The sequence below is a fragment of the Pelodictyon clathratiforme genome (genome assembly GCF_982375515.1).
Window position 1 is genome coordinate 1,377,807 of record NZ_OZ455102.1, and the last position, 10,607, is coordinate 1,388,413.

Sequence of the window (10,607 nt, forward strand, 5' to 3'; positions counted from 1 at the left end):
CAATATAGTTAAAGGTGAGGGTTGACGTTCAGTAACAGGTTATCTTCGGGTATGAAATGAAAAAGAAATTCAGTTGGCGGGTGTTTATCAGTTTTGGTCTTTTTATTGCGTTTTTTTTCCTGCTGATTTCAGGTGTATTCCTCTATATTGCCCCTCCCGGCAGGGTTGCAAACTGGACGGACTGGCGGTTGATGGGTCTCACAAGAACAGACTGGAAAAATCAGCATCTTATTTTTGGATTTGCTTTTGGCGTGCTTTCCCTGTTTCATCTTTTTGTTATTAACTGGAAGGGTTTTTTTTCCTACATCAAGTCAAAAACAACCCAGGGAATTAAAAGTCCGGCAGAACTGGTTTCCATACTTCTCCTTTCGCTCTTTTTCGGAATAGGCACCTTTTACGGGACTCAGCCTTTTACAGCGATCATAGAGTTTGGTAATCGTATATCGGGCTCATGGGAGCGTAAAGAAGGGCAAGCGCCGGTACCTCATGCTGAGCTTATGAGCCTGACACAGCTTTCGCAACAACCAGGCCTTGGTGGTGATCCTGAAGCATTGAAAATAAAGCTCGAAAAATCAGGATTAAAAGTGGTATCGGTTAATGAGTCTCTTGCTGAGATCGCCGAAAAAAATGGTATGGCGGCAGAAAAAGTTTACAGCATTCTTGCTCCAGCAGAAAGAAAAGGATCACAATTTAGTGGAAAGGGTTTTGGACAAAAAACCCTGCAGCAGATAGCCGACGAAGCAGATGTATCAGCGACTTCACTGCAGCTTGCACTCCGCCAGAAAGGGGTTGAAGCGAAAACGGATACATCGCTCAAAACAATTGCCGAAGAGAATGGTATTGAGATGAGAGAGTTGCGGCGATTGCTTGAAACGATGACCAAGAGATAAAAAAAGAGTGAAGCGTAACACCAGTCTCTCTGCAAGGTTATGGTAAGCCGGAATCCTGTTTCGCGTTTCCGCGTTTTTTTCCGGCTTGCCATTTCTCTTACAGCAGGGTTTGAAGTCTCAGGAGGGGTGATGGGCTCATGTTGGTTTAATGGCAGCCATGACCCTGACAGGCTTGTTGTGGGGTTACTTTAGCTAACAGCCCATTGCTGAAACGCGTTAAAGCCTCTTGAAGAGTCTTCGATAGTTCTGCCATGTAGACATCGATACCCATCATCTGCAGTCTTGCGATAGCTCCAGCCCCGATTCCGTTGCACAGTACCACGTCAATGCCATGTTGTGAGAAGAAATCGGCAGGAGTACATTGTCCGTGATCATGATGCATCGAAGCGTTTGGAATAATTTCAATTGAATTTTTTTCCATATCTGCAACGGCAAAAAAAGGCGCACTACCAAAATGTTCACTCAATTTTGAGTTCAGATCAGCCTGTTCAATTAAAGGGATAATTACTTTCATTGTTTTATTTATTGGATTTATTGTACTGCATAGCGGGATTGAGCTGCTTTATAAGCATATGCTTATAATATAGCATATGAAAGTCATCAACCAAGCATAGCGTACCTGTTTTTGTGACAGGGTATCAGCGCTCTTCTGCAGGTTATTGGGTAATTTGTTTCAAAACCAGTCAATAGTAACGCACCAAGAAGTCATGAGATTATCTGAGCTTCCGATCTGACCAGACGGATAGCCGACAGGGTAACGATTCTGATGAATAAATGAGAGATGCTGGCGTTTTAAATTTTTTTTATAGCTTAAAAGATAGTAATTGATTACTTTCTTTTAAGGGAAAAGCAGAAGCAGAAACAGAATATGAAAAGAGCGATAAAAAATCTTTCGGCTGAGAAAAGGCGGTTGGTTACGGTTGAGGCGGTTATTCAACTTGCTGCTGAAAAAAACCCGGAACATATTACGACGTTGCAGATTGCAGAAAGGATGAATTTGACGCAAGGCGCCTTGTTCCGCCATTTTCCAACCAAGAATGCGTTATGGCAGTCGGTGATGGAGTGGCTTGCCAGTCAGTTGCTTGGAAGGATTGACAGGGTTATTGAAAATATTGAATCGGCCATAGAGGCTCTTGAACTTATGTTCATGACCCATCTTGATTTTGTTGTACAGCATCCGGGTGTGCCAAGAATGATCTTTGCTGAACTGCAGCGACCGGATAAATCGTCGGCAAAAAAAATTGTAGAAACCATGCTGGCGAGTTATAGTGGGCGCCTTGAAAAACTCTTTAAAAAAGGAATTGCTCAGGGAAAAATTCACCCTGGCCTTGATGTGTCATCAGCATCCGTACTGTTTATAGGGATAGTTCAGGGCTTGGTGATGCAGTCACTTATAGCGGGAGACACATCAAAGATGCTCAGCAACGCCAAACCTGTGTTTGCTCTTTTCCTGCAGGCAATAAAAAAGAGAGAACAATGAAAATAAAGACAATCAATAAAAAAATGGTGGGATTGCTTGCCGTTCTGGCACCTCTTCTCCTGCTTTTTGTCTATGTGGCATTGCGCTCGGGTCCTCTTGCTCCCGTGCCGGTAACGGTTATCACTGTTGAAACAAAACAGATTCGCCCCGTGTTGTTTGGTATTGGTACTCTTGAGGCAAGATATGCGTATCGGATCGGCTCTGTAGCTGCGGGCAGGATCAAGCTCATTAATGTTGAAGTGGGAGATGTTGTTCGCGCCGGTCAGGTCATAGGGGAGATAGATCCGGTTGATCTCGATGAGCGTTTGAGCGCTCAACTCTCCCTTATCAAACGGGCAGAGGCCCAGATAAAATCTGCCGAGGCACAGCTTCGCGATGCCGATACAAGGAAAGAGTTTGCCAGTGGACAGGAAAAACGTTACGGTTTGCTCCTTTCTGCTCGTGCTGTGAGTGCAGAGTCGGCTGAAGCGAAGCATCAGGAGGCAGAGATTGCCCGAGCATCTGTTTCAGGCGCTGAGGCTGGTGTCCATGCGGCACGTCAAGAGCTCGCTTCACTCAAGGCAGAATATCAGGGATTGGTGAAGCAACGTCATAATTTGCTGCTCATAGCGCCGGTTGATGGTCTGGTAACAGCCCGTGATGCAGAGCCGGGGAATACGGTGTTATCCGGTCAGACCATCATCGAGATGATTAATCCGCGAAGCCTCTGGATTGATGTGCGTTTCGATCAATTGCAGAGCGCAGGCCTGAAAGCGGCTCTTCCTGCACGGATAACACTTCGTTCTCAACCGGGTCATATTTTTTCCGGTTTTGTCGAGAGGGTTGAGCCCCTCGCTGACCGGATAACAGAGGAGCTTCTCGCAAAAGTTCTCTTTACTGTTTTACCCGATCCACTGCCACCGGTTGGCGAACTCTGTGAGGTTACGGTTTTGCTTCCTCCTTTGCCAGAACTTCCCGTTGTCCCCAACGCAAGTGTACATCGAGTTGATGGCCGTCTTGGTGTATGGGTTGTTGAGGGTTCCAGGCTTCATTTTGCCGAGGTTCGCACCGGCATGGCTGACCGTGATGGTAATCTGCAGATTCTTGGAGGATTAAAAGCTGGAGCAAGAGTGGTGGTGTACAGTAAAAGCGTTTTGCATGCTGGAAGCCGCATTTCGATTCTTGATCGAAAGAGAAAGGATGGTACCCTGTGATATCTCTTGCCGGACGCGATATTCTGCATGGATGGGGCCGTTTTCTTTTGACTGGTGTTGGCCTTGGTCTGCTGATTGGAGTGACACTGAGTATGGCTGGTATCTATCGGGGAATGGTTGATGATGCCAACGTCCTGATTGAGAGCAGTGGAGCTGATCTCTGGGTTGTGCAGCAAGGGACGCTTGGGCCTTATGCCGAACCATCAAGTATTTATGAGGATACCTACCGGAGTATTCTCGGAATGCAGGGGGTCGCCAGGGCGTCAAATGTGACCTACCTCACCATGCAGGTGCGCCATGCTGACAGTGATGTCCGGGCAATGGTGGTCGGTATTGTTCCAGGCGGAGCGGGCGAACCAGGCCAGCCCGGCTTTCTCGTCGCCGGTCATCACCTTACCGGAAGCCGCTATGAGGCGGTTGCGGATGTTAAGGCTGGATTTTCCCTTGGTGATACCATTACTATTCGCCGTAACCGCTATCGGGTTGTTGGGCTTACCCGACGTATGGTTTCATCGGGCGGTGACCCGATGGTTTTTATTCCATTAAAAGAGGCGCAGCAGGCACAGTTTCTCAAGGATAATGATGCACTTCTTCAGCAGCGACGACGTACGGAAGCCAATCCTCTCTTTAACCGTCCCGCAGTACCGGGGCTGCTTGAGGCTGTTATTGCCTCTCAGACAACCAATAGTTACGTCAACGCTGTTCTGGTACAGTTGAAACCTGAATATGATCCTGAAATCACGGCTAAAAATATTCAGCGATGGAAACGGTTGCAGGTCTATACCCGGTCACAGATGAGGACTATTCTTGTTGATAAACTTATTGCGACATCAGCCAAACAGATCGGGATGTTTCTGGTCATTCTCTCCATAGTAAGCGCTGCTATTGTAGCATTTATTATCTACACCATGACGATGGCCAAGATCAGGGAGATTGCGGTTCTGAAGTTGATCGGGACAAGAAACAGGGTGATTGCAAGCATGATCCTTCAGCAGGCATTGGGGCTCGGAGCAATTGGCTTTGTCGTTGGCAAAATAGCCGCAACACTCTGGTCTCCTTTTTTTCCAAGATATGTTCTTCTTGAACCAGGTGATGCCATAAGAGGCTTTATCGCTGTCATGGTGATCTCTGTTCTGGCAAGTATACTGGCCATTACAGCAGCTCTCAGGGTTGATCCTGCTGAAGCTATAGGAGGTTGAGATGCATACAAGAGGTATTATCATTGAGGGACTGAAAAAACAGTATGGAAGCGGTGACACCCTGGTGGATGCCTTGAAGGGGGTTGAGATGCAGGTTGCTCTCGGAGAGGTTGTCGGGCTTGTTGGTCCTTCAGGATCGGGGAAAAGTACCTTGCTGAAATGTCTTGGGGCTGTAATCGAGCCTTCGGCTGGACGGATGAAGCTTGGGGAGACGATTATCTATGATGGAAAGTGGAAAATCAAGGATTTGCGTGCGTTGCGGCGGGATAAGATAGGGTTTGTGTTTCAGGCGCCATATCTCATTCCCTTTCTTGACGTGATCGATAATGTGGCACTGCTGCCGATGCTTGCCGGTGAGGGTAACAGCATTGCCCGCAAAAGAGCCGTCGAGCTGCTTGAGGCACTTGATGTCGGACATCGGGCGAAAGCCATGCCGTCACAGCTTTCCGGCGGTGAACAGCAGCGAGTGGCTATTGCCAGAGCGCTTGTCAACCACCCTCCGGTAATTCTTGCTGATGAACCAACGGCTCCTCTCGACAGTCAGAGGGCGCTTGCCGTGATCGGTATTCTCAATGATATGGCTCGTCAGTATGAGACCGCCATTATCATTGTCACCCACGACGAAAAAATCATCCCCACCTTCAAGCGGATCTATCATATTCGTGATGGCCGTACCCATGAAGAGGCAGGGGAGGGAAAATCACCCCGGGAACTGATTAAAACTGATAAGGCATGAGCAGAGCAAAGAGGCTCTCAGATTCATTAAAGAGGAATAGGGGGGGACTTCCTTTTGTCAGGTCGAAACTGAGTGTGAAGGGTTTTGATTGCCGAAGAGGAGGGTACTTTACATGGGAGAGCTGCGCCAACTCTTTGTGACGATGATCAGGCGGTAGATGAGCGCGGAGAAGAGTATTCTTGTTGCTGGATTCTTTTTTTAGGCAGAGTTATATAGATTGACATTATTTTGCAATAAGAGTCAGCCCTTTCAGTGAACAAATTGGAAGATGAGATTCTCAAACAGAGAGGCCCCATGAGCTTTACACATTTGGACAAGAGCGGTGACATTGCTATGGTTGATGTTTCCGGAAAACCGGGTACGCTCAGAGTTGCGAGGGCATCCGGCTTTATCCTGATGCAGCCGGAAACAATTGAGCGTCTCTCTCTTGACGGCTTTCCGAAAGGGAATGTTCTGACCACGGCCAAGCTTGCCGGTATTTTGGCTGCAAAAAATACAGCCCACCTTATTCCTCTTTGCCATCAGCTCAATCTCTCATGGGCTGATATTGTTTTTGATGTCCGGAAAGAGCGTATTGTCATTGTCGCGACGGTGAAAACCAGGGAGGCGACCGGTGTGGAGATGGAGGCTTTGACTGCAGTATCAGTAGCCGCGCTGACGATCTATGACATGTGCAAGGCTGTTGACAAGAGTATGGAGATTGGTTCGATAAAACTTGAAACGAAAACAGGCGGGAAGTCTTCCGTAACTGAGGGTTACCGACCGAAAACATCCATTATTGTTGTGTCGGACTCCGTCTCTTCCGGACGAGCAGTCGACCGTTCGGGTCAACTGTTGCGTGAAGGGTTTGAGGCTACCGGTTGCCCGATTGGCGAGGTGAAGGTTATCGCCGACAATCAGGAGGAAATTATTGCGGTTATTGATGAGTGGACGGCAGGATGTGTTGAGCTTATCGTCACAACAGGAGGAACGGGCCTCGGGCCTCGTGATGTAACCGTTGATGCGCTGCTTCCTAAATTTTCACGGAGATTGCCGGGAATTGAGCAGGCTCTTTTCAACTGGGGACAGGGAAAAACCAGGACGGCAATGCTTTCGAGGCTTGTCGCCGGTATGGTGGGCTCGACGATGGTGATTTGTTTACCCGGAAGCACAGGTGCGGCAGGTGATGCGATCGAGGTGCTTTTGCCCGCACTGTTTCATGCTTTTACCATGATGAAAGGTGAGGGACATTCATGATGATAACCGTTCAGGAGGCTCACAGCCTTATCAGTCAAACAGTTGTGCCATTGGGCATAGAGGAGCTTCCGCTTGGTCAGCTTCTGGGAAGAGTGCTTGCGCTGGAGATGACGGCGCCCTTTTCGCTTCCTCGTTTTACCAACGCAGCAATGGATGGTTTTGCTCTCAAATGGAGTGATATTTCCACTGCTTCGAGGCAGCTTCCTACTCCGCTCCATGTTACACAAAAGATACCGGCTGGTACTTTGTCAACCGAGCCGATTGCTTTCGGTTGCTGTGCGGAGATCATGACGGGTGCACCACTCCCGGAAGGAGCTGACACAGTGGTGGCGTTTGAAGAGAGTAGCGGCTTTGGTACTGAATTTGTTGATATTTACAAGGCGCCGAAAGAGAGGGCTAATGTGCGTTACCGTGGTGAAGAGGTCGCTATGGGTGAAATCGTTCTTCGTAAAGGGACATTTCTGTCGCCCTCTGAAATCGCCGTTCTTGCCTCATTTGGTATTGCATCGGCAGCAGTTTTCAAAAAGCCGAGGATTTCAATCGTTACGGTTGGTGATGAAGTCCGCTTCCCGGGTGAAGAGCTTTGTGGTGCTGAGATCTATAACTGCAACCGCTTTTTACTTGAAGCAGCTTGCCGCTCAGTCGGAATCGAGCCTGCCGTGGCTCACCACGCTCCTGATGAGAGGGTAGTGTTACGGGAGCTGCTCGCTCGTGCTCTCGGCGAATGTGACCTGCTTCTTACTGCTGGCGGTATCTCACAAGGAGAATATGACTTTGTCCAGCAGGAACTTTCGGCACTTGGTGTTATAAAAAAGTTCTGGAATGTTGCTCAAAAACCGGGTAAGCCACTCTATTTTGGTTCTTCATCCGAAGGGAAAGCAGTTTTTTCCCTCCCTGGTAACCCTGTTTCTGCGCTGGTTTGTTTTGTGGAGTATTGCATCCCGGCGATCTGCGCCCTGGCAGGAAAATCGGCACCTGAAAAATTTCGGGCAACTCTTGAGGAACCTTTTCCTTCAGATAAGAAGCGCCACCGTTTTCTTCTCGGACGTGTGCGGGCTGAAGAGGGGAGGCTTTGGTGCAGAATATCTCCGAAAGTTGAATCCCATATGATAACATCGGTTGTGGGCTCGAATTGCCTGATTGAAGCAGAACCCTCTTTTGAGAAGCTTGCCGGTGGCACTGAGGTGCTTTGTGCGATGCTTCCCTGGTCAGATCTTTAGCGCCATGCTGTTTCATCCGTTTGAAATAGCCTTTTGTGGATATTCCGGTTCCGGAAAGACGACGTTGATTGCTGCCATTGTTCGCCAGCTTTCAGCAAGGTTCTCCATTGCCTACTATAAGCATGGTTGCCACAGGTTCGACATCGACCGCGAAGGCAAAGATTCCCATGTGGTCGCTCTGGCCGGGGCATCCACCGTCATGATCTCTGATCCTGAAAAACGGGCATTGATTACCGGGCACAGCCCTGGTACTCCGCTGCTTGAGCGTCATGCTTTTTCAGACCACGATTTACTCATTGTCGAAGGGCTCAAGGAGCTTTCACTGCCGAAACTGGTTCTGGTTGACCGGGAACGCAAGATACTTGATCTTGTCGGAAAGGGAAGCCTCACCCATGTAGTCGCCCTTGTCGTGCCGGATGATCCGGCTACCTATGCTTCATTCAGCATCCCTGTTTTGTCTCGGGACGATATCGGCGCCCTTGCGGCCTTTCTTGAAACACTCTTGTTTGATCGATCCCGGAAAGAAAGTCCGCTGTATGGTCTCGTCCTGGCTGGAGGACGCAGTGTACGCATGGGGAGTGACAAGGCGCTTCTTGCATACCATCCCGATAATCAGCTTGTTCACACTGCCGCGCTTTTGCGACAACAATGCTGTGAGGTTTTCGTCTCCTGCCGCGAGGAACAAGCGGATACATACCGCCATTTTGGTATGCCCCTTATCACCGACTCCTACCTCAGCATTGGACCTATGGGGGGGCTGCTCTCTGCACAACGGTATTCTCCCGACGCTGCATGGGTTGTTGCCGCATGTGATCTGCCTCGCCTTGATGAGGCTACTCTTCAGCAACTCACTTTACAACGCAATCCCCTGCGTTTCGCTACGGCCTTCAGAAACCCGCAGTCAGGTTGCCTTGAGCCGCTCTGTGCCTGCTATGAACCAAAATCCCGCATGAAACTGATTCTTCGGCATCTTGAGGGAGACAACTCCCTCTCAGCCTTTCTTAAAGAGTCCCGTATCGAAGAGCTGGTTCCCCACGATGGCGGGGTACTGTGGAATATCAATGATTCCGAAAGCAGGAAAAGATTATGCCGTTCTTGAAAAATCGTACAAATTTCCGGCTTACGGCACTCTCCAAGCGTTGTTTAGATAGTTTCCGCTTATGGGCGATAGAGCTGTTATTATTTTATTGACTCATCTCGTTTCAACATTTTCGTCCACTCTTCCATCGCAGCGTTTGCCACAGGGTTTGGGGCTTCAAGAAATGTGATAATAAACGTGTTTTCGAGTTCAACAATACCGATTGAGCGAGGCCTTACTGCCATTACTCCCGGATTCTTGATTTCCTTGCCAAAGCAGAAAATAATATTTTTGGCATCTCTGATTTCATCGGCAATAAAACCGTCGGGTAGCGTGGTTGTATATGCATAATGGTCAAAGATTCCAATGAATTTCACAATCGGGTTACTTTCGATTATTGTCTTGAAATGCATCAAAATTTCATCAACACTCTTGCAGTTTGTTTCATTTTTATCAAGTTCAAGGGTGTAGACCGGGTATTTCTCCTGTAACAGTGTCTGCCGCATAATGTTCTCCTCCTTTTTTTAGTTGAAATGTTAGTTGAAATGAAAATTTGGTTTCATGGCAACCTGACCCTGAGCCGTGACTTTCGTCAGCACTCCATTGCAGAAACCCGTTAAAGCTCTTTCAAGATTTTGTGATTCTGCCCTGTAGAGATCAATAGCTGTCATCTGTGGTCTTGCTAAAACTCCTGCACCCGGTACATTACATTATGCCGATACCGGGTTGCAAGAAGAGATTGGCAGGAGTGCATTGTCCGTGATCGTGATGCATTGATATTTTTGGGATAATTCCAAACCCATTTCCCTCCTTATCTGCAACACCAAAAAGGATGCACTCCCGAAATGATCACTGATTTTATTCCCATGGAATGAGTCTTTTCTCATGAGATATTTCTACCTTTCTGGTAACCCTGACCTTCTGGTTAAAAGGTGAAGAGCTTGATACCCTCAGCCCTCATTTTTTGGGCAATAACCGGAGGCTTTGCGATACTGACGCCGTTGATTAATTGAGATTCGCTCATATTGACATTGGGCAGAAACAGCGGACATACTTCAACCGCGACACCGCGTGCAATCAATGCTGCAAGGAGCATCTGTGGCGATTTGTTTATCGGCTTGAACATGGTCTGCTTGCTGTATTTTAAAGCAAGTTTTCCCGCTTGACCGCACAGCAGAATTTGTACCGATTTACCCTGTTCGATTGTCTGCGTCGAAAGGACAAGGGCCATCATCTGGGTCATCGGCTCTTCATCGGTGAGGATGACAAAGAGTCCTTTTGTGTTGTCAACGCTTGATGCAGGCTGAGCTGCAGCCGCTATTGTTGGCTCTGCTGCCATTGTCTGTATCGGGAAGAGCAGGGCAAGCACAAAAGCGAGGGTTGCGGTTTTTTTGCTGAAAAGTGACATTATCAAATCTCCTGTGAATGGTTTAAGATATTGGATGCTGTTTTTTTTATAAAAGAGAGCACTCTCCCTATTATAAGCATATGCTTATAATAAGCCTAACCGATTTTGTAAAATAATTGAATACCAGAAGTCCTCTTTCCGCTTTTTTGCCTGTTGATAGTGTGTCC

General features: G+C 48.0%; 12 protein-coding genes. 8 read left to right on the plus strand and 4 right to left on the minus strand.

Going from position 1 to position 10,607, the window contains the following annotated elements; genetic code table 11:
• Window positions 1-56: 56 nt before the first annotated feature.
• Complete coding sequence (locus AC56AD_RS06695) at window positions 57-890, plus strand: DUF4405 domain-containing protein (RefSeq protein ID WP_012508079.1); 834 nt, start codon at window positions 57-59, stop codon at window positions 888-890.
• Between the two features lie 145 nt (window positions 891-1,035).
• On the opposite strand, the gene AC56AD_RS06700 is transcribed toward AC56AD_RS06695, so the two are convergent.
• Window positions 1,036-1,404: a NifB/NifX family molybdenum-iron cluster-binding protein gene (locus AC56AD_RS06700; protein ID WP_012508080.1), complete on the minus strand. Its 369-nt coding sequence runs from the start codon at window positions 1,402-1,404 to the stop codon at window positions 1,036-1,038.
• Between the two features lie 354 nt (window positions 1,405-1,758).
• On the opposite strand from AC56AD_RS06700, the gene AC56AD_RS06705 reads away from it, so the two are divergent.
• From AC56AD_RS06705 to mobAB, 7 genes are all read left to right on the plus strand, one after another.
• A complete protein-coding gene (locus tag AC56AD_RS06705; protein ID WP_012508081.1) occupies window positions 1,759-2,370 on the plus strand; it encodes a TetR/AcrR family transcriptional regulator in 612 nt (203 codons plus the stop codon).
• On the plus strand, window positions 2,367-3,563 hold the full coding sequence (locus AC56AD_RS06710) for an efflux RND transporter periplasmic adaptor subunit (protein WP_012508082.1): 1,197 nt from the start codon (window positions 2,367-2,369) through the stop codon (window positions 3,561-3,563). Before AC56AD_RS06705 ends, AC56AD_RS06710 begins: the two co-directional genes overlap by 4 nt.
• Window positions 3,560-4,762 carry an ABC transporter permease gene (locus AC56AD_RS06715; protein ID WP_012508083.1) on the plus strand — a complete coding sequence of 401 codons (1,203 nt, stop codon included), beginning with the start codon at window positions 3,560-3,562 and terminating at the stop codon, window positions 4,760-4,762. The genes AC56AD_RS06710 and AC56AD_RS06715 overlap by 4 nt, the downstream gene beginning before the upstream one ends.
• A gap of 1 nt (window position 4,763) precedes the next feature.
• Window positions 4,764-5,498 (plus strand): ABC transporter ATP-binding protein, encoded by a 735-nt coding sequence (locus tag AC56AD_RS06720; RefSeq protein ID WP_012508084.1) that lies wholly within the window; start codon window positions 4,764-4,766, stop codon window positions 5,496-5,498.
• Window positions 5,499-5,792: 294 nt separating this feature from the next.
• Complete coding sequence (moaCB, locus tag AC56AD_RS06725; protein ID WP_012508085.1) at window positions 5,793-6,734, plus strand: bifunctional molybdenum cofactor biosynthesis protein MoaC/MoaB; 942 nt, start codon at window positions 5,793-5,795, stop codon at window positions 6,732-6,734.
• On the plus strand, window positions 6,731-7,954 hold the full coding sequence (locus AC56AD_RS06730; RefSeq protein ID WP_012508086.1) for a molybdopterin molybdotransferase MoeA: 1,224 nt from the start codon (window positions 6,731-6,733) through the stop codon (window positions 7,952-7,954). The genes moaCB and AC56AD_RS06730 overlap by 4 nt, the downstream gene beginning before the upstream one ends.
• 4 nt (window positions 7,955-7,958) lie before the next feature.
• Window positions 7,959-9,053 carry a bifunctional molybdenum cofactor guanylyltransferase MobA/molybdopterin-guanine dinucleotide biosynthesis adaptor protein MobB gene (mobAB, locus tag AC56AD_RS06735; RefSeq protein WP_012508087.1) on the plus strand — a complete coding sequence of 365 codons (1,095 nt, stop codon included), beginning with the start codon at window positions 7,959-7,961 and terminating at the stop codon, window positions 9,051-9,053.
• Between the two features lie 80 nt (window positions 9,054-9,133).
• Here mobAB and AC56AD_RS06740 read toward each other — a convergent pair whose 3' ends face one another.
• The 3 genes from AC56AD_RS06740 to AC56AD_RS06750 form a co-directional block, all read right to left on the minus strand.
• Window positions 9,134-9,538, minus strand: a complete 405-nt coding sequence (locus AC56AD_RS06740; RefSeq protein ID WP_012508088.1) for a DUF6858 family protein — start codon at window positions 9,536-9,538, stop codon at window positions 9,134-9,136.
• 30 nt (window positions 9,539-9,568) lie between these two features.
• Entirely contained in the window at window positions 9,569-9,703 is a 135-nt protein-coding gene (locus AC56AD_RS06745) for a hypothetical protein (RefSeq protein WP_263053231.1), read from the minus strand.
• A gap of 254 nt (window positions 9,704-9,957) precedes the next feature.
• Window positions 9,958-10,440, minus strand: a complete 483-nt coding sequence (locus AC56AD_RS06750; RefSeq protein WP_012508089.1) for a DsrE family protein — start codon at window positions 10,438-10,440, stop codon at window positions 9,958-9,960.
• Between the last annotated feature and the right edge of the window lie 167 nt (window positions 10,441-10,607).